Source organism: Enterobacter cloacae complex sp. P1B (assembly GCF_014982345.1).
In the GTDB taxonomy this organism is placed as follows: domain Bacteria; phylum Pseudomonadota; class Gammaproteobacteria; order Enterobacterales; family Enterobacteriaceae; genus Enterobacter; species Enterobacter bugandensis.
The window spans coordinates 122867-142519 of the sequence record NZ_JADCLF010000003.1; the positions used below are offsets into that span (position 1 = coordinate 122867).

Sequence of the window (19653 nt, forward strand, 5' to 3'; positions counted from 1 at the left end):
TTTTCAGTTAGTTATGTTCTTAGCTCAGGCGGCCGTGGCACGCCTTGTATTTTTTACCCGAACCACACGGGCACGGATCGTTACGACCGACTTTACGATCGCCGGTCTGCGCGGCGATCGCTGCTGCGGCTTCGCTTTCGTCAGTCTGGTGGCTCAGCTGCTGCATCTGCGCCAGACGCTCAGCTTCTTCACGACGCTGCTGCTCCATCGCTTCCACTTCTTCCGGCATGCGCACCTGAACCTTGCTCAGGGTGCTGATCACTTCGTACTTCAGTGACTCCAGCATAGAGGCAAACATGGAGAAGGATTCACGCTTGTACTCCTGCTTCGGATCTTTCTGCGCATAGCCGCGCAGGTGGATACCCTGACGCAGGTAGTCCATCGCCGCCAGGTGCTCTTTCCACAGGGAGTCCAGCGTCTGCAGCATCACGCCTTTTTCGAAGTGACGCATCATCTCAGCGCCAACCACTTCTTCCTTACGCTTATAAACCTCCAGCGCGGTTTCAAAGATACGTTCGCGCAGGGTCTCTTCATGCAGCTCAGGCTCTTTGTCCAGCCACTCTTTGATTGGCAGATCGAGATCGAAGTCGTTTTTCAGACGTTCCTGCAGGCCTTCAACGTCCCACATCTCTTCCAGAGACTGCGGTGGAATATGCGCGTCGATGGTGGCTTTGAACACATCTTCGCGGATGCTGTTGATGGTTTCGCTCACGTCGGACACGTCCAGCAGTTCGTTACGCTGGGTGTAGATCGCGCGACGCTGATCGTTGGCCACGTCATCATATTCCAGCAGCTGCTTACGAATATCGAAGTTGCGGCTTTCAACTTTACGCTGGGCGTTAGCGATCGCTTTAGTCACCCATGGGTGCTCAATGGCTTCACCAGGCTTCATGCCCAGCTTACGCATCATGCCGGACACGCGGTCGGAGGCGAAAATACGCATCAGCGCATCTTCCATAGACAGGTAGAAGCGGGAAGAACCGGCATCACCCTGACGGCCCGCACGGCCACGCAGCTGGTTGTCGATACGACGAGATTCGTGACGCTCGGTACCGATGATGTGCAGACCACCGGATGCCAGCACCGCGTCGTGACGCACCTGCCAGTCGGCTTTGATCTGCTCGATCTGCTCTGGCGTTGGGTTTTCCAGTTCAGCGACTTCAGCCTGCCAGCTACCGCCGAGCATAATATCGGTACCACGACCCGCCATGTTGGTGGCGATGGTCACGGCTGCCGGATAGCCCGCCTGAGCAACAATGTCCGCTTCTTTAGCGTGGAACTTGGCGTTCAGAACGTTGTGCTTGATGCCTGCTTTGGTCAGCTCATTGGAAACCACCTCGGATTTCTCGATGGAGATGGTCCCCACCAGAACCGGCTGACCATTGGCAGTACGGTCGCGAATATCTTCGATGATCGCCTGAATTTTTTCCGCTTCGGTCATGTACACCAGGTCCGGCATATCCTTACGGATCATCGGACGGTTGGTTGGCACCACCACGGTATCCAGCTTGTAGATGGAGCTGAATTCAAACGCTTCGGTATCTGCGGTACCGGTCATCCCCGCCAGCTTCTCATACAGACGGAAGTAGTTCTGGAAGGTGATGGATGCCAGCGTCTGGTTTTCGTTCTGGATATCCACGCCTTCTTTCGCTTCAACGGCCTGATGCAGACCATCAGACCAGCGACGACCCTGCATGGTACGGCCGGTGTGTTCATCGACAATGATGACTTCGCCGTCTTTCACGATGTAGTCAACGTCGCGGGTGAACAGCGCGTGGGCGCGCAGCGCGGCGGTCACGTGGTGCATCAGCATGATGTTGCTCGGGGAATACAGGGACTCACCCTCTTCCATAATGCCTTCAGCCACCAGCAGCTCTTCGATTTTCACCAGACCGCGTTCGGTCAGGTTCACCTGGCGCGCTTTTTCATCCACGGAGAAGTGGCCTTCCCCCTGGAAGGTATCGGAGTCTTCTTTCTCCTGACGCAGCAGGTGTGGAATGATTTTGTCGACTTTACGGTACATGTCAGAGCTGTCTTCGGCCGGGCCGGAGATGATCAGCGGGGTACGCGCTTCATCGATCAGAATGGAGTCAACCTCATCCACCAGCGCATAGTGCAGCTTACGCTGGACGCGCTCTTCCGGGCTGAACGCCATGTTGTCGCGCAGGTAGTCGAAGCCGTATTCGTTGTTGGTGCCGTAGGTGATGTCCGCGTTGTAGGCTTCGCGCTTGGCGGGTGCCGGCAGTCCGGACATGTTGATGCCGACGGTCATGCCGAGGAATTCGAACAGCGGACGGTTGTTTTCGGCATCACGCTGGGCCAGATAGTCGTTGACGGTAACAACGTGAACGCCTTTACCGGTAAGTGCATTCAGGTAAGCCGGCAGCGTTGCGGTCAGGGTTTTACCTTCACCGGTACGCATTTCCGCGATGCAGCGTTCGTTAAGCACCATACCGCCCAGCAATTGAACGTCGAAGTGACGCATGCCGAACACACGTTTACTCGCTTCACGCACAACGGCGAAAGCTTCCGGGATCAGGCTCTCTAAGGTTTCGCCTTTTTCCAGGCGTGCGCGGAATTCCGCGGTTTTCGCCTTCAGCTCATCATCAGAGAGCTTCTCCATCGCCGGTTCCATACCGTTGATGACGTTTACAGCTTTGCGCATACGGCGCAGGGTACGATCGTTACGACTACCAAAAACTTTGGTTAATAATTTGATTAGCATAATAAATTCTCAAACGCCCCAGACGGGCAGATAAATTAAGGTATTGAAAAAGGTTAATTTAGCTGAGGCGTTGAGGCCCGGCACGGATGCCGTGAACCTGGCTAATCCATGTCGAAACGGAGAATGATACAGGAGGAACAAACGAGGTTTGCGCCGTCTGACTCACGGTCACGGGCGGCTGGTTATCCTGCGTCAGAAGCGCATTAAGCGTATCGAGCAGGGCAAGATGCTGAGCCTGAACCGGCAGCGACTCTTCAGCAACAGGCATCGTCTGCGGCGCCATCGCGAACGACAGATGACGAATAACCGTGCGGATGGCGTGCTGCTGCCAGTAATCAACGGAGAAATTAGGACGACGGCTGGCTTCAAGCCACGCGAGATTAGTAAAGTTAACCCGCGTCGAGAGATCGTGTTTAGTTGTCGTGGAACGTGCTGGCGTCGCCGCTTCCGCACTGTTGCTGAGCGCAGGCAAGCCGAAACTTGCCGCGACCATCCCTAATAAGAGATGCGGCCAGAAGTAACGTCTGCCAAATTGTCGCCAGCGCGTCAGTATTCCGCTCACTTGCTCCACCACATTCGCCCGCCAGTGCAGGCTGAGTTCAATTATTCTTTTTTAGCGCCCAGATATTACCACTAAAGCCAATACGCAGCAGCAGGAATGACACCTTGCAGCAGGTAAAAACGGTCAATAATGCAGCGAACACACCGTTATTCGGCATCCGACAATGGCCAGGGAGTAGAGGGGCAAATCAAAGAAGGGCAGAAATAAAAACGACTGGCTTCCCTGGTCGGAGAGAGTACCAGGTGAACCAGTCGCTTTTCTTACGAAACGGCGTTAACCGTTACGCCAGGACCATAGTCGGTGCTTTGAACGCCAGCGGCAGTTCCGCTTCGTCTTCAAAGGTCACATATTCCCAGGCTTCCTGTTTTGCCAGGACGGCCTGCAACAATTTGTTGTTCAGTGCATGACCGGATTTGAACGCGGTAAATGCACCAATGATGTTGTGACCACACATGAACAGGTCGCCGATCGCATCCAGCATTTTGTGACGAACGAATTCATCTTCAAAACGCAGGCCGTCTTCGTTCAGTACGCGATAATCGTCAACAACGATGGCACAATCGAAGCTGCCGCCCAGGCACAGGCCGCGGGACTGCAGATATTCGATATCACGCATGAAGCCAAACGTACGTGCGCGGCTGATCTGGCGCATAAACGCATCAGCAGAGAAGTTCATCGCGTAGCGCTGAGTGCTGGAGTCAATCGCCGGATGGTTAAAGTCGATGGTAAAGTCCAACGAGAAACCATTGTACGGTTTGAATTCAGCCCACTTGTCGCCATCTTCGACGCGAACGGTCTCTTTGATGCGAACAAATTTCTTCGCACAGTTCAGTTCTTCGATGCCGGCATCCAGCAACAGATAAACGAACGGCGCAGCACTACCATCCATAATCGGGATTTCTGGCGCATCGACTTCAACAATAATGTTGTCGATACCCAGACCCGCCAGGGCGGCGTTCAGGTGCTCTACGGTAGAAATCCGCACGTCATGCTCGTTCACCAGACAAGTACAGAGCATTGTATCACGCACAGATTTGGCATCGGCCGGAAAATCTACCGGTGGATTCAAGTCGGTGCGACGATAGATGACCCCGGTATTGGCCGGCGCAGGGCGTAACGTCAGTGTGACTTTCTTGCCGGTATGTAAACCGACACCCGTCGCCTGAACGATACGTTTAAGTGTCCTTTGTTTGATCATCGTATAATCTCGCCAAATTAACTATCCAACCGAGAGTGTATATCACTAACGGTGGGCCAGTTTAGCACAAAGAGCGCAAATCCCCAAATTCCAGCCAATTCTTAGTCAGCTTGCTTACGCAGGAACGCCGGGATGTCCAGATAATCTGGCTCTTTTGCCGTTTGCGGCGTTGGGTCGTTTACCACTTTCGCAGCCGGTTTTTGCTCCTGAGTCAGAGGAGACATACCGTGCTGCTGGTAACGATCCATTACCGGTTGCTGAGTCTGCTTGTTGGTCACGAGGGTGATCTCAGGACGCTTGTCCATACCGATACCGGTCGCAACAACGGTAACACGCAGCTCGTCGTTCATTTCCGGGTCAAGGGAAGTACCGATTACCACGGTCGCGTTGTCAGAGGCGAACGCGCGGATGGTATTACCCACGGTTTCGAACTCATCCAGACGCAGGTCAAAGCCAGCGGTAATGTTGACCAGCACGCCGCGCGCACCGGACAGATCGATATCTTCCAGCAGTGGAGAAGAGATCGCCATTTCAGCCGCTTCTTCCGCACGGTCTTCGCCGCTCGCCACGCCAGAGCCCATCATCGCGTAGCCCATTTCGGACATCACGGTGCGAACGTCTGCAAAGTCAACGTTCATCAGGCCAGGACGGGTAATCAGTTCTGCGATACCCTGGACCGCGCCTTTCAGCACGTCGTTTGCTGCGCCGAAGGCGTCAAGCAGGGAGATACCACGACCCAGAACTTTCAGCAGCTTGTCGTTCGGGATGGTGATCAGCGAGTCCACATGCTTGGACAGCTCGGTGATACCCTGCTCCGCGAAGGCCATGCGCTTCTTGCCTTCAAAATTGAAAGGCTTGGTCACGACAGCAACGGTCAGGATACCTAAATCTTTAGCTACTTCAGCGACAACAGGTGCTGCACCGGTACCGGTACCGCCGCCCATGCCTGCTGCGATGAAGACCATGTCCGCACCTTCCAGTGCAGCACGCAGGGCTTCACGATCTTCTTCAGCCGCGTTGCGACCGACTTCCGGGTTAGCCCCAGCGCCCAGCCCTTTGGTGATGCCACCGCCGATCTGGATAGTCTGGCCTACTGCCGTTTTACGCAGTGCCTGCGCATCGGTGTTAACTGCGAAGAATTCAACACCTTCAATGCGTTCACGCACCATATGCTCTACGGCGTTACCGCCGCCGCCACCGACGCCGATGACTTTAATCACCGCGTCGTTGGTCAGTTCCATAGGTTCAAACATAATTTCTCTCTCCGTTGTGCCTGTCGCCCGAGACCGCTAATTCTCTCCGGTCTCTTTAAAAAATTAAAACTCTTTTCGCAGCCAGTTGTTCAGTCGTTTGACCCACGACCCCACTGAGACGCGTTTTTCCACTTCCGCTTCACCACTGAGATGAGATTCCTTCCCGTAGTGAAGCAGGCCCACAGCCGTTGAATAGTACGGCTCCTGAGCATAATCCGTTAAACCGGTAATATTCAGCGGCGCACCAATACGCACCTGCGTATGGAACACGCGCTGAGCGCAGGCCGCAAGACCTTCAATTTGCGCTGCACCGCCGGTTAATACAATCCCCGCCGCAAGATGATGCTTAACACCCTGCTGACGAAGCTGTTCCTGAAGCTGTAAAATCTCTTCGTTGACCAGGTTGAGCAGCTCGGTATAGCGCGGCTCAATTACCTCTGCCAACGTCTGGCGCTGCAGGCTACGCGGCGGACGGCCGCCCACGCTCGGCACCTCAACGCTCTCATCTTTACCAACGATAGACCCCAGCGCACAGCCGTGGCGTACTTTAATCGCTTCTGCATCGCTCGGTGGCGTACCAAAAGCGTAAGCAATATCGCTGGTCACAACGTTCCCTGCGTAAGGGATCACTTTGGTGTGGCGCAGCGCACCGCCGGTATACACGGCCATGTCCATTGTACCACCACCAATATCGACCACACAGACACCCAGTTCACGTTCGTCTTCGGTCAGCACGGAATAACTTGCCGCCAGACCGGCGAAAATAAGTTGGTCAACTTTCAGGCCACAACGTTCAACGGCTTTTACGATGTTCTTCGCCATATCGTTGTGACATGTGATCAGGTGCACTTTTGCCTGCATACGCACGCCAGACAGACCAACCGGGTTCTTGATCCCTTCCTGGTAGTCAATCGCATATTCCTGCGGGATCACGTGCAGCACGCGATGCTCATCGCGAACGCGCACGGACTTCGCCGTATGCACAACGTTTTCAACGTCTTCCTGCGTCACTTCTTCTTCAGAAATCGGCACCATACCGATTTCGTTCTGGCAGCTAATGTGCTTGCCAGAAAGGGCCAGATAGACAGAAGAAATCTGGCAATCTGCCATTAATTCAGCCTGGTCGATGGCGCGCTGTACGCATTTCACCACCGACTCAAGGTCGTTTACCCCACCTTTATCCATACCACGGGACGGGCAACTGCCCACGCCAATGATATTGACCATACCGTCGGGCAGAACTTCCCCTACTAAAGCGGCAACCTTCGCGGTGCCAATCTCCAGTCCAACTACCAGTTTTCTGTCCGTCGCCTTGATCATTGTTGTTCTGCCTGTACCTGTGCCTGATTCTGTTGCTGATTAGGTTCCTCGACCGGAGCCGGCTCCCAACCGACTGCTGCGCCTGAGTCATAGCGCAAATCAACGTAGCTTATCCGTTTGCCGTCCGCCTGCGCCTGCTGTTGTAAAACCGGGTAAAGTTCTACAAAACGCGCAAGACGTTTCATTGTGTCGCCGCGTCCCAGGTTGAGCTTAATGCCGTTCGTCAACGTCAGTTGCCAGGAGCGGCGCGCCGTCATCGCAGCATCCTTTAACGTAAACCTGTCCTTCGCCAGCACCTGCCCCATTTCACGAAAACCCTGCAATACTTCGTTTTCGCTGCCTTCAGGGCCATACAACATCGGTAAATTTTGCTTGTTGACACGATCGCTCGGGACGCTGAAGGAATTTCCATCTACGTCAACCATGTGCTGATCATTCCAACGCGCAATGGGCACATATTCAACCAGATGAATCTTCAATTCATCAGGCCATTGTTTTCTGACACTCGCCTGTTTTATCCATGGCAGACGTTCAATCTGGCTCTGGATAATATTGACGTCCTGCGTCATAAAGGTGCCGGGCGATCCCAGCGCCAGAATAGACTGGCGAATATCATCGTTACGCGTGTAGTGACGCTCGCCGGTCACCACCAGCTTTGACAGCGGCAACCGCTGTGCGTCTTCCATCCAGCCCAGCACCATCCAGCCGCTGATAAACACGGTGCACAGCACCCCGAGCAGGAAAATTATCCCTGCAAGACGCGTTCCATTACTCCGCCGTGAAGAAGTGTATTCTTCTTCGTCATCGCGGTTGCGCGTGTTCAATGCAGCCTGAGACATATCAGCCCGCCTGGTCCAGAATACGTACGACTAACTGCGAGAAGCTCATTCCCGCCTGACGCGCCGCCATCGGCACAAGGCTGTGGCTGGTCATTCCCGGTGACGTATTGGCTTCCAGCAGATAAAATTGCCCGTCATTGTCCTGCATCACATCAATGCGTCCCCAGCCGCTGCAGCCCAAAACATTCCAGGCTTTAAGCACCAGGGACTGTAATTCGGCTTCGCGCTCTGCTTCAAGACCACAAGGACAGAAATATTGCGTCTCATCAGAGAGATACTTCGCCTCATAATCATAGAAGACTCCGGCGGGTTGGATGCGAATTGACGGTAAAATTTCTTCGCCAAGCATCGCGACGGTAAATTCCGGCCCGCTGAGCCATTTTTCAATCAGAACTTCTTCATCATGTTGAAATGCCAGCGCTAAAGCAGATGTTAAATCTTCAGCTTTATCGACCTTTGACATCCCGACGCTCGACCCTTCCCTGCTCGGCTTTACAATAACCGGTAAGCCCAGTGCCGCAATGCGTGTATTAACGCTGTCCGACAGGCCCAATTCAAATTCGCCGCGCGTCAGCGCCACCCACGGCGCAACGGGTAAACCCGCTCCCTGCCAGAGTAACTTACTGCGCAGTTTATCCATAGAGATGGCGGATGCCATCACGCCGCTGCCAGTGTAAGGCAGGCCGATCAGCTCCAGAAGCCCTTGCAGGGTTCCGTCTTCACCGCCACGACCATGTAACGCGATAAAGACCTTATCGAAGCCCATCGCTTTTAATTGCGTCACGTCGACCTCTTTTGGATCGACAATATGTGCGTTTACGCCGCCTTCACGCAGGCCCGCCAGCACGGCAGCGCCGGAATTCAGAGAAACCTCGCGCTCGGCGGAGTTGCCGCCAGAGAGGACTGCAATCTTATCAGCCATGATGCTCATCCTCCTGGGTTTGCGGCTTCAGTTTGATTTCAGCTAAGGTACGGGCGATCTTGCCGATATTTCCCGCACCCTGAATCAGGATGAGATCGTTACCGGTCAGGACCGGTGCCAGAATTTCCGCCACCTGTGCCGGGTCAGAAACCAGAATAGGGTCAACTTTACCGCGCCCGCGGATGGTACGACACAGGGAACGGCTGTCTGCGCCTGGAATTGGCGTTTCGCCGGCGGCGTAAACATCCAGCATCAGCAGGGTATCTACCTGTGACAGCACACTGGCGAAATCATCATACAGATCGCGGGTACGCGTGAAGCGGTGCGGCTGGAAGATCATCACCAGATTCTTCTCCGGCCAGCCCGCGCGTGCGGCTTTGATGGTCGCGTCCACTTCCGTCGGATGGTGACCGTAGTCGTCCACCAGCATCGCGGTACCTGGCTTACCATTCACCGCTTCCAGCGGGAACTCGCCGAGGAAGTCGAAGCGACGCCCCGTCCCCTGGAAGCTTTCCAGCGCGCGCAGGATCGCCTCATCATCAATGCCTTCTTCCGTCGCAACAGCCACTGCCGCTGCGGCGTTAAGTGCGTTATGGCGCCCTGGCGCATTCAGCGTAACGTGCAGCAGCTCTTTGTCCTGACGCGCCAGAGTGAAATGCCCCTGCGCACCAATCTGTTTGTACTCTTCCACGCGGACGTCAGCGTCTTCGCTGAAGCCGTAGGTGGTGATTTGACGACCGACGCGCGGCAGCAGCTCGCGGATCACCGGGTCGTCCACGCACATCACCGCGCGACCATAAAACGGCAGGTTGTGCAGGAAGTTGATGAAGGTCTGCTTTAAGTTTTCGAAGTCGCCCTGGTAGGTATCCATATGGTCAGCTTCGATATTGGTGACAATCGCCACCATCGGCTGCAGGTGCAGGAACGACGCGTCGCTCTCATCCGCTTCCGCAATCAGATAACGGCTGTGGCCCAGACGCGCATGGACGCCTGCGGCTTTCACCAGACCGCCGTTGACAAACGTCGGATCGAGACCCGCTTCCGCATAAATGCTGGAAACCATCGCCGTGGTCGTGGTTTTACCGTGGGTACCGGCAATCGCAATGCCGTGACGGAACCGCATCAGTTCCGCCAGCATTTCTGCGCGGCGGATCACTGGAATGCGCGCTTCGTGCGCGGCAACGATTTCCGGATTGTCAGAGGAGATGGCGCTCGATACCACCACCACGCTTGCATCGCGCACGTTTTCCGGGCGATGGTTGAAATAGATAGTCGCCCCAAGCGACGCAAGCTGCTGCGTGACAGGGTTTGGCGCCAGGTCGGACCCGCTGATCTGATAACCTTCGTTAGCTAACACTTCGGCAATACCGCCCATGCCGGCACCACCGATGCCAACAAAGTGAATGTGCCGGACGCGACGCATCTCGGGCACGATTGAACGCAGTTTTGCCAGTTGTTGTGTATTCATTCTCTAAACGCCATCGACTACTTAAAATTCGTGCAGCGCAACACGCGCTGCGAGGGTTAAGCCTGGGCTGCCAGACTCACTTCTTTTGCCACCCGTTCTGTCGCATCCGGGATAGCGGCAGCGCGCGCGCGCTGCGCCATCTCCAGCAGTGCGTCTCTGTTCCAGCCCGCCAGGGTGGTGGCGACCGCATCGGCGGTAAAGTGTGGCTGCTCAAAAATTTTCGCCGCGCCGGCTTTCTCAAGCGGCAGCGCGTTCCAGTACTGCTGTCGGTCTTTGTGCTGGAACGGCACGAACAGCGCTGGCAAGCCGGCGGCGGCGATTTCGCTCACCGTCAGCGCGCCAGAGCGGCAGACCACGACATCGGCCCAGGCATAGGCTGCGGCCATATCGTCAATAAATTCCGTCACTTTATGCTGCGGCTGGCCTTCATCAGCGTACGCCTGCTCAACGGTCTGCTGAGCGCCTTTACCGCTTTGGTGCCAGATAGTCACGGCATCACCCAGCTTTGCCGCCACCTGCGGCATTGTCTGATTCAGAATGCGCGCACCCTGAGAACCACCAACGACCAAAACACGAACCGGGCCTTCACGTCCCGCCAGGCGGGCATCCGGTAGAGGCAGCGCCAGCACGTCGACGCGCACCGGGTTACCCACCACGTCCGCTTTCGGAAACGCACCGGGAAACGCCTGCATCACTTTGGTGGCGATTTTCGCCAGCCACTTGTTGGTCAGACCGGCAATACCGTTCTGCTCGTGCAGAACAACGGGAATGCCTAACGACCACGCGGCCAGCCCGCCGGGACCAGAAACATAGCCGCCCATACCCAGCACCACATCGGGCTTAAAGCGCTTCATGATGGTGCGCGCCTGACGCCAGGCGTTAAAAATACGCACCGGCGCCAGCAGCATGGCCTTGAGGCCTTTGCCTCGCAGGCCGGAAATACGAATAAAGTCGATCTCAATACCGTGCTTCGGTACCAGGTCGGCTTCCATGCGGTCTGCGGTTCCCAGCCAGCGTACCTGCCAGCCCTGCTCCATTAAATGGTGCGCAACCGCCAGCCCCGGGAACACGTGTCCACCGGTACCGCCTGCCATCACCATTAACCGCTTCGGTTGATTCATCGTGAACCTCGTGTAAACGCCTGGGCTTTCTCCAGACGCGTCTCATAATCTATGCGTAACAAAAACATAATGGCCGTCGACATGATCAACAGGCTCGAACCACCATAGCTGATCAGCGGCAACGTCAGACCTTTGGTCGGCAGCATACCCGCTGCGGCCCCGACGTTAACCAGCGCCTGGAAGCTAAACCAGATACCAATTGAGCAGGCTAAGAAGCCTGAGAAGCGGTGATCAATCTCCAGCGCTTTTCGGCCAATCGACATGGCGCGGAAAGCGACGAAGAATACCATTAAAAGCGCTAATACCACACCGATATAACCCAGTTCTTCCCCAATAATGGAGAAGATAAAGTCGGTGTGCGCCTCCGGTAAATACTCCAGTTTCTGCACCGAGTTGCCCAGGCCTTGCCCCCAGACTTCACCGCGGCCAAACGCCATCAGCGACTGCGTCAGCTGGTAACCGCTACCGAACGGATCTTCCCATGGGTTCCAGAACGAGGTCACGCGGCGGATACGGTAAGGCTCGGCGAGGATCAGCAGCACCACCGCTGAAATCCCCATCCCGATGATGGCGATGAACTGCCACAGCTTGGCCCCTGCCAGGAACAGCATAGCCAGCGTGGTGACAAACAGTACGACAACGGTCCCGAGGTCAGGCTGCGCCAGCAGCAGGATCGCCAGCACCAGAATGACGCCCATCGGCTTTAAGAAGCCGCGAAGGTTGTTTCGCACCTCATCGACTTTTCGCACCAGGTAGTTTGCCAGGTAGCAGAATAACGAAAGCTTGGTGAACTCCGCAGGCTGAATACGCAGCGGGCCGAAGGCGATCCAGCGTGATGCCCCGTTAACGGAGCTCCCGACAACCAGCACGATCAGCAGCATGATAATGGAGGCGATCAGCATCGCGGTACTGTGGCGCTGCCAGAACGCCATCGGCAGACGAAGCGTTACCAGCGCCAGGCAGAACGCCAGTATGATGTAAAGCCCGTCACGCTTGGCGAACAGGAAGGGATCGTTCGCCAGACGCTGTCCAACGGGCATAGAGGCCGACGTCACCATGATAAAGCCGATCGCCGCCAGCCCCAGCGTCAGCCAGAACAGGGTGCGGTCGTACATAATCAGGCTATCGGAATCTTTATCCCGTGAAGCCATCACCCAGCCTTTCAGCGCCGCAAACAGCCACACCAGAATTCCAAATCCTGGCAGGCGCGGCATTTTCAGGCGAGGGAGAGATAAACGCATCAGCCTAACTCCTTCGCAAGGCGGGTAAAGACATCGCCACGCTGTTCGAAATTCTTAAACTGATCGAGGCTGGCGCACGCCGGGGAGAGCAGAACCATGTCGCCAGGCTGCACGCGCGGGGCAATCAGGCGCATCGCCTGTTCCATCGTTTCAGTTTGCTCAGCAACTTCCGGGCGTAGTTCAGCCAGCTCGCTGCCGTCACGGCCAAAGCAGTACAGGCGGATGTTATCGCCGGTGAGGTACTGTTTCAGGGAGGAGAAATCAGCGGATTTGCCGTCGCCACCCAACAGAAGATGCAGGGTGCCGTCAACGTGCAGACCGTTCAGCGCGGCCTCCGTGCTTCCCACGTTGGTCGCTTTGGAGTCGTTAATCCAGCGCACGCCGTTATGCTCCAGCGCCAGCTGGAAACGGTGTGCCAGGCCGGAAAATGTGGTCAACGCTTTCAGGCTGGAAGAGCGCGGCAGCCCTACGGCATCTGCAAGCGCCAGCGCCGCCAGGGCATTGGTATAGTTGTGCTGGCCGGAAAGCTTCATCTCCTTCACGTTCAGCACTTTTTCACCTTTCACGCGCAGCCAGGTTTCGCCCAGCTGGCGGTTCAGATGATAATCACCCATGGTGATACCAAAGCTGATGCAGCGCTCGTCCGCGCCGCGCACCGGCATGGTCAGCGCGTCGTCGGCGTTAACCACGCAAACTTTGGCATTTTCGTAAACACGCAGCTTGGCCGCGCGATACTGCTGCAGACCAAATGGGTACCGATCCATATGATCTTCCGTCACGTTGAGGATCGTTGCCGCCGCCGCATGCAGGCTGGAGGTGGTTTCAAGCTGGAAGCTGGAAAGTTCCAGAACGTACAGCTCGCAGCCTTTGTCCAGCAGCATCAGCGCGGGCAGACCGATATTGCCGCCTACCCCTACGTTCATGCCTGCGGCTTTCGCCATTTCACCCACCAGGGTAGTGACGGTACTTTTGCCGTTAGAACCGGTGATCGCTATAACCGGCGCCTGCGCTTCGCGGCAGAACAGCTCGATATCGCCGACAATCTCAACGCCCGCATCCGCAGCAGCGCTCAGTGAAGGGTGCGCCAGCGCCATACCCGGGCTGGCGACAATCAGATCGGCTGCCAGCAGCCAGTCATCATTCAGACCACCAAGGTGGCGTTCAACCTGTTCCGGCAGTTTGTCCAGACCCGGCGGAGAGACACGCGTATCCATCACGCGCGGCGTCACGCCGCGCGCAAGGAAAAAGTCCACGCAGGAGAGGCCAGTGAGGCCTAACCCAATGATAACGACTTTTTTACCCTGGTAATCTGCCATGATTAACGTACCTTCAGAGTTGCCAGGCCAATCAGCACCAGCATCAGCGAAATAATCCAGAAGCGCACAATCACGCGCGGCTCCGGCCAGCCTTTCAGTTCATAGTGGTGGTGGATCGGCGCCATACGGAAGATGCGCTGACCGCGCAGCTTGAAGGAGCCGACCTGCAAAATCACCGACAGGGTTTCAACCACAAACACGCCGCCCATGATCACCAGCAGGAACTCCTGACGCAGCAGCACGGCGATAATGCCCAGCGCGCCGCCCAGCGCCAGAGAACCGACGTCACCCATAAAGACCTGCGCCGGATAGGTGTTGAACCAGAGGAAGCCCAGCCCCGCGCCGACAATCGCCGTACAGACGATCACCAGCTCACCCGCGTGACGCAGATAAGGGATGTGCAGGTAGTTCGCAAAGTTCATGTTACCGGTCGCCCACGCCACCAGCGCAAAACCAGCCGCCACGAAGACGGTTGGCATAATCGCCAGACCATCCAGGCCATCGGTCAGGTTAACGGCGTTACCGGTACCAACAATCACAAAGTAGGCCAGCAGGATGTAGAACAGCCCCAGCTGCGGCATCACGTCTTTAAAGAACGGCACCACCAGTTCGGTGGCGGGCGTATCTTTTCCTGCCAGATACAGCGCGAAGGCAACGCCCAGCGCAATCACTGACATCCAGAAATACTTCCAGCGGGCAATCAGGCCCTTCGTGTCTTTGCGGACGACTTTACGGTAATCATCCACAAACCCGATAATGCCGTAGCCCACCAGTACGGTCAGCACGCACCAGACGTACGGGTTAGACGGATAGGCCCACAGCAGTACGGAAACGACGATCGCGGTCAGGATCATGATCCCGCCCATCGTCGGCGTACCGCGCTTGCTGAAGTGCGACTCCGGACCGTCGTTACGTACGACCTGGCCGAAAGAGAGTTTTTGCAGACGGGCAATCATGCGCGGGCCCATCCACAACGAGATGAACAGCGCAGTCAGCAGGCTGACGATGGCGCGAAACGTCAGATATGAAAAGACGTTAAAGCCTGAATAATATTTGACCAAATGTTCGGCCAGCCAAACTAACATGTCCCGTTCTCCTGTAATGCGTGCACAACCTCTTCCATGGCGGCACTACGTGAACCTTTCACTAACACTGTCACAATTTGTTTTTCTGTAATTAATGCCTTAAGGCGCTCAATCAACGCGGCTTTGTCGGCAAAATGTTCGCCAACGCCGCTGGCATGGCTAATCGCCTGGCTCAGTTTTCCTGCGCTCAGCACGCAGTCCAGTCCCGCCGCTTTCGCCGCTTCACCCACCTGGGTATGACAGGCTTCGCTTTCATCGCCCAGCTCCGCCATGTCGCCAACCACCATGACGCGGTAGCCCGGCATTTCAGATAGCACCTGCACCGCCGCCGTCATTGAGCCGACGTTCGCGTTGTAGGAGTCATCCAGCAGCAATTTGTTTTCTGCAAGCGGGATCGGGTACAGGCGTCCCGGCACGGCTTTCAAATTCGCCAGCCCGGTTTTAATCGCCTCGTGTGACGCTCCCACCGCCGTCGACAAGGCCGCTGCTGCCAGCGCATTGGCGATGTTATGGCGTCCCGGCAGCGGTAACAGCACGTCTACGTCACCCGTTGGGGTAGCAAGCGTGAATTCCGTACCGTGCGACGTCACATGGATATTGGTCGCGGTAAAGTCACTGTTGGCCGCGTTCGGCGAGAAGCGCCAGGTTTTACGCGAGCCAATGATGCTCTGCCAGTTCAGCCAGTCGTTGTTGTCGGCATTGAGAATGGCAATGCCGTCAGCAGGCAGACCGGTGTAAATTTCGCCTTTCGCTTTCGCCACGCCTTCCAGCGAGCCAAAACCTTCCAGATGCGCTGCTGCAAGGTTATTCACCAGCGCCGCTTCCGGGCGAGTCAGGCTCACGGTCCAGGCGATTTCGCCCTGGTGGTTTGCCCCTAACTCGATCACCGCAAACTCATGCTCTTTGGTCAGGCGAAGTAATGTCATCGGCACGCCGATGTCATTATTGAGGTTGCCTGCGGTATAAAGCGTATTACCGCACTGGCTGAGGATGGCCGCCGTCATCTCTTTCACTGACGTTTTGCCCGATGACCCGGTCAGCGCGACAACGCGAGCAGGCACCTGCTGACGAACCCAGGCAGCCAACTCGCCGAACGCGAGACGCGTATCGTTCACGACAATCTGCGGCAAATCGATATCCAGCCTGCGGCTGACCAGCAGCGCGCCAGCGCCGTTTTCTTTGGCCTGTCCGGCAAAATCATGCGCGTCAAAACGTTCGCCTTTCAGCGCCACAAACAGACAGCCCGCGGTCACTTTGCGGGTGTCGGTGGTGACCGCGTCAATGGTCTGATCCTGGCCCAGCAGCTCGCCGTGCAGTACCGCAGCGGCCTGGCTTAAGGTGATGCTAATCATGCGACGACTCCCAGCAGACGCGCTGCCGTTACGCGGTCGGAGTAGTCCAGACGACGATTGCCAACAATCTGATAGTCTTCATGACCTTTACCGGCCAGCAGAACGACATCATTTTCTTTTGCCTGCATGATGGTGTTTGTCACGGCTTCCGCGCGGCCTTCCACCACACGGGCGCGACCGGCGTCCAGCATACCCGCCAGAATGTCGTTGATGATGGCGCGCGGCTCTTCGGTACGCGGATTGTCATCGGTGACCACAGGAATGTCCGCGAACTGCTCCGCAATGGCGCCCATCAGGGGACGTTTACCTTTGTCGCGATCGCCACCGCAGCCGAAGACGCACCAGAGTTTACCGGTGCAGTGCAGGCGTGCCGCTTCCAGCGCTTTTTCCAGCGCATCCGGCGTGTGGGCATAATCGACAACCACGGTCGGTTTGCCCGGCGCGCTAAACACTTCCATACGGCCGCAAACCGGCTGTAGACGCGCTGACGTTTTCAGCAGTTCCGCCATCGGATAACCCAGCGCCAGTAGCGTTGCCAGCGCCAGCAGCAGGTTGCTGACGTTGAACGCCCCCATCAGGCGGCTTTCAATTTCACCTTCACCCCAGGAAGAGGCAAAGCGGATCGTCGCGCCACTATCGTGATAGTTAACGTCAACGGCCTTCAGCCAGCGGCCGTGGCAGTTCGGATTGATATGGTCTTCCATCGACACCGCTACCGCGTCTGGCAGCTTCGCAAGCCAGCGGCGGCCCACTTCGTCGTCGGCGTTGATGATGGCCTGGCCGTAATGGTGAGTAGAGAACAACAGCCATTTGGCGGCTTCGTAGTGTTCCATATCACCATGATAATCAAGGTGATCGCGGCTCAGGTTGGTGAACACTGAAGCAGCAAACTTCAGTGCCGCGACGCGGTGCTGTACCAGGCCGTGCGAAGAAACTTCCATCGCGGCAAAGGTTGCCCCCTGCCCTGCCAGACCGGCAAGCACGTGCTGTACGTCAACCGCAGAACCGGTGGTGTTTTCCGTCGGGCTCACTTTGCCCAGCAGGCCGTTACCCACGGTCCCCATCACCGCGCCGGTTTCACCCAGCAACTGAGCCCACTGCGCCATCAGCTGCGTGGTGGTGGTTTTTCCGTTCGTGCCCGTCACGCCAACCAGACGCAGCTGGTCGGAAGGTTCGTGATAAAAACGTCCTGCCAGTGCAGAGAGACGCTCATTCAACTGGCTGAGATAGATAACCGGCACCCCGTGCATTTCACGGATCTCACCGTCGGTTGCCTCGTCTTTAGCCTCAGCAATAATGGCAGCCACACCTTGCGCAATCGCCTGCGGGATATAACGACGCCCGTCCGCCTGATGACCAACCACCGCCACAAAAAGATCGCCAGAAGCAGCCACGCGGCTGTCCAGTACCATCTCTCGCAGTGCTCGCTCCGGTGCATTAGGCACCCACGGAGCGAGAAGGTCGCGCAAATTACGATCTGCCACCTGTACCCTCGCCTTGATTAATTACAAATTCACTTTTTTCGCCCGTCGCCAGCGCATCTGGTTCAACGTTCATGGTGCGTAACACGCCGCCCATGATGGCGCCAAACACAGGCGCGGAAACGGCGCCGCCGTAGTATTTACCCGCCTGTGGATCGTTAATCACGACCACCAGCGCAAAACGCGGATTGCTAGCAGGCGCAACGCCTGCGGTATAGGCAATGTATTTGTTGATGTAGCGGCCGTCTGGCCCCACCTTTTTCGCCGTACCGGTTTTAATGGCGATGCGATAGCCTTTGATGGCCGCCTTCACGCCGCCGCCGCCCGGCAGCGCCACGCTTTCCATCATGTGCACCACGGTACGAACGATGGATTCCGGGAAGATACGCTCGCCCGGAACCGGTGGATCAACTTTGGTGATGGACAGCGGGCGATAGACGCCGTAGCTGCCAATCGTTGCGTAGACTCGCGCTAACTGTAACGGGGTTACCATTAGCCCGTAGCCGAAAGAGAAGGTGGCCCTCTCTATGTCAGACCACCGTTGTTTTTGAGGATATAAGCCACTGCGTTCTCCGACCAACCCCAAATTGGTCGCCTTTCCAAGTCCAAAACGTGAGTAAGTCTCTACTAACGCTGAGGACGGCATCGCTAACGCCAGCTTTGAAACACCGACGTTACTCGACTTCTGTAACACCCCGGTCAGGGTCAATTCGCTGTAGCGCGCCACGTCTTTAATCTCGTGGCCGTTAATACGGTAAGGGATCGTGTTCAGGACCGTGTTTTCATTGACGATACCGCGCTGAAGCGCCGTCATCACCACCATCGGCTTCACCGTGGAGCCTGGTTCGAACACGTCGGTAATCGCCCGGTTACGCATCGCATCTTTTGCGGTGCCGGTAAAGTTGTTCGGGTTGTAGGAAGGACTGTTGGCCATGGCCAGCACTTCTCCGGTGCTGACATCCACCAGCACGGCGCTGCCGGATTCTGCCTTGTTAAACGCCACGGCGTTGTTCAGCTCGCGGTAGACCAGCGCCTGCAGGCGCTCGTCGATACTCAGAGCCAGGTTGTGCGCCGCCTGGCTGTCCGTAGAGGAGATATCTTCAATGACGCGCCCGTAGCGGTCCTTACGCACAATTCGCTCGCCAGGCTGGCCGGTGAGCCACTTATCGAAGCTTTTTTCAACGCCTTCAATCCCCTGGCTGTCGACGTTGGTGAAGCCGATGAGGTGAGCGGTTACTTCGCCGGACGGATAGTAACGACGGGATTCTTCGCGCAGATGAATGCCCGGCAGCTTCAGTTTTCGAATGTAGTCCGCCATGTCAGGGTTAACCTGGCGCGCCAGATAGATAAAACGCCCTTTCGGGTTCGCGTTGACGCGGGAGGCTAGCTGATCCAGCGGCATTTTGAGCGCATCTGAAAGCGCTTTCCAGCGGTTATCAAGCGTGATGCCACCGGCGTCGTGCAGCTCTTTCGGGTCGGCCCAAATCGCTTTCACCGGCACGCTCACCGCCAGCGGGCGACCTGAACGGTCAGTGATCATTCCGCGAGAAGTCGACACTTCCTGAACGCGAAGGGAGCGCATATCTCCCTGGCGTACCAGCATGTCAGGGGCGATGATTTGCAACCACGCCACGCGTCCCAGCAGGAAACCCAGCGCCAGTAAAATGCAGCCACAAAGCAACGCAAAACGCCAACTGATGAAGTTGGCCTGTTCTTCCTGACGTTTTGGTTTAAGCGTTTTTGCCGCTGCTTTCATGCGTCGCGTGTTCC

The 19653-nt window shown here is 56.6% G+C and carries 15 protein-coding genes; all 15 read right to left on the reverse strand.

Annotated features, from left to right (window positions below; translation table 11 throughout):
- Positions 1–19 precede the first annotated feature (19 nt).
- Entirely contained in the window at positions 20–2725 is a 2706-nt protein-coding gene (secA, locus tag INF77_RS01900; RefSeq protein WP_041911242.1) for a preprotein translocase subunit SecA, read from the reverse strand.
- A 58-nt stretch (positions 2726–2783) separates the two neighbouring features.
- Positions 2784–3287: a secA translation cis-regulator SecM gene (gene secM, locus INF77_RS01905; RefSeq protein WP_041912065.1), complete on the reverse strand. Its 504-nt coding sequence runs from the start codon at positions 3285–3287 to the stop codon at positions 2784–2786.
- Positions 3288–3567: 280 nt separating this feature from the next.
- Complete coding sequence (gene lpxC / locus INF77_RS01910) at positions 3568–4485, reverse strand: UDP-3-O-acyl-N-acetylglucosamine deacetylase (protein ID WP_006810110.1); 918 nt, start codon at positions 4483–4485, stop codon at positions 3568–3570.
- Between the two features lie 101 nt (positions 4486–4586).
- Positions 4587–5738 carry a cell division protein FtsZ gene (gene ftsZ, locus INF77_RS01915; protein ID WP_008501978.1) on the reverse strand — a complete coding sequence of 384 codons (1152 nt, stop codon included), beginning with the start codon at positions 5736–5738 and terminating at the stop codon, positions 4587–4589.
- Between the two features lie 63 nt (positions 5739–5801).
- Complete coding sequence (gene ftsA / locus INF77_RS01920) at positions 5802–7058, reverse strand: cell division protein FtsA (RefSeq protein ID WP_006173845.1); 1257 nt, start codon at positions 7056–7058, stop codon at positions 5802–5804.
- Positions 7055–7897, reverse strand: a complete 843-nt coding sequence (gene ftsQ, locus INF77_RS01925; protein ID WP_045259458.1) for a cell division protein FtsQ — start codon at positions 7895–7897, stop codon at positions 7055–7057. The genes ftsA and ftsQ overlap by 4 nt, the downstream gene beginning before the upstream one ends.
- Before the next feature lies 1 nt (position 7898).
- A complete protein-coding gene (locus INF77_RS01930) occupies positions 7899–8819 on the reverse strand; it encodes a D-alanine--D-alanine ligase (RefSeq protein ID WP_041911244.1) in 921 nt (306 codons plus the stop codon).
- Entirely contained in the window at positions 8812–10287 is a 1476-nt protein-coding gene (gene murC / locus INF77_RS01935) for a UDP-N-acetylmuramate--L-alanine ligase (protein WP_047363459.1), read from the reverse strand. Before murC ends, INF77_RS01930 begins: the two co-directional genes overlap by 8 nt.
- Before the next feature lie 56 nt (positions 10288–10343).
- A complete protein-coding gene (gene murG / locus INF77_RS01940; protein WP_028015509.1) occupies positions 10344–11408 on the reverse strand; it encodes an undecaprenyldiphospho-muramoylpentapeptide beta-N-acetylglucosaminyltransferase in 1065 nt (354 codons plus the stop codon).
- The gene (gene ftsW, locus INF77_RS01945; RefSeq protein WP_028015508.1) at positions 11405–12649 is read right to left on the reverse strand and encodes a cell division protein FtsW; all 1245 of its coding nucleotides are present in this window, start codon (positions 12647–12649) and stop codon (positions 11405–11407) included. The genes murG and ftsW overlap by 4 nt, the downstream gene beginning before the upstream one ends.
- On the reverse strand, positions 12649–13965 hold the full coding sequence (gene murD, locus INF77_RS01950; protein WP_028015507.1) for a UDP-N-acetylmuramoyl-L-alanine--D-glutamate ligase: 1317 nt from the start codon (positions 13963–13965) through the stop codon (positions 12649–12651). The genes ftsW and murD overlap by 1 nt, the downstream gene beginning before the upstream one ends.
- Positions 13966–13967: 2 nt before the next feature.
- Positions 13968–15050, reverse strand: a complete 1083-nt coding sequence (gene mraY, locus INF77_RS01955) for a phospho-N-acetylmuramoyl-pentapeptide-transferase (RefSeq protein ID WP_008501985.1) — start codon at positions 15048–15050, stop codon at positions 13968–13970.
- Positions 15044–16402 (reverse strand): UDP-N-acetylmuramoyl-tripeptide--D-alanyl-D-alanine ligase, encoded by a 1359-nt coding sequence (gene murF, locus INF77_RS01960; protein WP_193532382.1) that lies wholly within the window; start codon positions 16400–16402, stop codon positions 15044–15046. The genes mraY and murF overlap by 7 nt, the downstream gene beginning before the upstream one ends.
- Positions 16399–17886 (reverse strand): UDP-N-acetylmuramoyl-L-alanyl-D-glutamate--2,6-diaminopimelate ligase, encoded by a 1488-nt coding sequence (gene murE / locus INF77_RS01965; protein ID WP_014882540.1) that lies wholly within the window; start codon positions 17884–17886, stop codon positions 16399–16401. The genes murF and murE overlap by 4 nt, the downstream gene beginning before the upstream one ends.
- Positions 17873–19639 carry a peptidoglycan glycosyltransferase FtsI gene (locus INF77_RS01970; protein ID WP_028015504.1) on the reverse strand — a complete coding sequence of 589 codons (1767 nt, stop codon included), beginning with the start codon at positions 19637–19639 and terminating at the stop codon, positions 17873–17875. Before INF77_RS01970 ends, murE begins: the two co-directional genes overlap by 14 nt.
- Positions 19640–19653 lie beyond the last annotated feature (14 nt).

Coding starts and splice junctions, on each gene's coding strand:
- murD (WP_028015507.1), bottom strand. CDS start 13,965: ATGGCAGATTACCAGGGTAAAAAAGTCGTTATCATTGGGTTAGGCCTC.
- secA (WP_041911242.1), bottom strand. CDS start 2,725: ATGCTAATCAAATTATTAACCAAAGTTTTTGGTAGTCGTAACGATCGT.
- ftsW (WP_028015508.1), bottom strand. CDS start 12,649: ATGCGTTTATCTCTCCCTCGCCTGAAAATGCCGCGCCTGCCAGGATTT.
- mraY (WP_008501985.1), bottom strand. CDS start 15,050: ATGTTAGTTTGGCTGGCCGAACATTTGGTCAAATATTATTCAGGCTTT.
- murC (WP_047363459.1), bottom strand. CDS start 10,287: ATGAATACACAACAACTGGCAAAACTGCGTTCAATCGTGCCCGAGATG.
- INF77_RS01970 (WP_028015504.1), bottom strand. CDS start 19,639: ATGAAAGCAGCGGCAAAAACGCTTAAACCAAAACGTCAGGAAGAACAG.
- murG (WP_028015509.1), bottom strand. CDS start 11,408: ATGAATCAACCGAAGCGGTTAATGGTGATGGCAGGCGGTACCGGTGGA.
- murF (WP_193532382.1), bottom strand. CDS start 16,402: ATGATTAGCATCACCTTAAGCCAGGCCGCTGCGGTACTGCACGGCGAG.
- lpxC (WP_006810110.1), bottom strand. CDS start 4,485: ATGATCAAACAAAGGACACTTAAACGTATCGTTCAGGCGACGGGTGTC.
- INF77_RS01930 (WP_041911244.1), bottom strand. CDS start 8,819: ATGGCTGATAAGATTGCAGTCCTCTCTGGCGGCAACTCCGCCGAGCGC.
- ftsQ (WP_045259458.1), bottom strand. CDS start 7,897: ATGTCTCAGGCTGCATTGAACACGCGCAACCGCGATGACGAAGAAGAA.
- ftsZ (WP_008501978.1), bottom strand. CDS start 5,738: ATGTTTGAACCTATGGAACTGACCAACGACGCGGTGATTAAAGTCATC.
- ftsA (WP_006173845.1), bottom strand. CDS start 7,058: ATGATCAAGGCGACGGACAGAAAACTGGTAGTTGGACTGGAGATTGGC.